The sequence below is a fragment of the Caballeronia sp. LZ035 genome (assembly GCF_031451175.1).
Lineage (GTDB): Bacteria > Pseudomonadota > Gammaproteobacteria > Burkholderiales > Burkholderiaceae > Caballeronia.
This window is the reverse complement of record NZ_JARUXS010000031.1, coordinates 1-735: the sequence shown is the minus strand read 5'-3', so window position 1 is coordinate 735 and position 735 is coordinate 1. Positions and strand designations below refer to the sequence as shown.

The 735-nt window shown below is 62.6% G+C and carries 1 protein-coding gene and 1 pseudogene; both read right to left on the bottom strand.

Annotation, left to right across the window (positions count from 1 at the left end; translation table 11 throughout):
* Positions 1–320, bottom strand: a pseudogene (locus QCE88_RS41925) (ABC transporter permease); the annotation flags it as partial.
* 4 nt (positions 321–324) lie between these two features.
* The coding region (locus tag QCE88_RS41920) for a TOBE domain-containing protein (RefSeq protein WP_309911930.1) at positions 325–735 on the bottom strand (411 nt) is incomplete at its 5' end.

The window sequence follows — 735 nt, the reverse complement described above, 5'->3', positions numbered from 1 at the left end:
GCCGAGATCAGGTACGCGACCGGATAGCCCACCAGCACCGAGAAGAAGGTCGTGAGCAGCGATATCTTCATCGTTACCCACAGCACTTCCACATACACCGACGAGGCGAACAGCCGCTTGTACTCGGCCATCGTGAAGCCGCTCTGATTGTGAATACTCAGCAGCAGCAATTGTCCGACCGGATAGATCAGGAACACCGTGAGCAGCACGATCACCGGTGCGGCCATCGCGGCCACGCGCAGCTTGCGGCTCAGGCGCGGGTTGCGTGCCTTGCGCGGCGTTGTGCGATCGTTTTGCGCGGTCATGGCGGAAGGGTTCATCGGCTCACCCCGCGATGGCAACGGCATCGGCGGGCGACCACGACAGCGTCAGCGTCTGGCCGATCTCATAGCGCGCCCCGAGCCGGTCGGTCGGGAACGACGCAATCAGTTCGGCCGCTTCCGCGTTCTGCTGCTGGCGCTGCATGTACAGCTTGGTCATGCCGCCGGTCACCATGATGTCGGTGAGCTTCGCGGACATCGTTTCCGCTGTGGCTTCGGCATGACCATTCACCCGCAGGTTCTGCGGACGCAGCATCAGCTTGACCGGCTTGCCCGACTGCACCTGCGCGTCATAGACCATCGCGCTGCCCTTGTCGATGCCGTGCATCGCGAGGCGCACCTGATCGCCTTCGCGCGACGTGACCTGTGCATCGAGCAGATTCGATTCACCGAGGAAATCCGCCACGAACACATT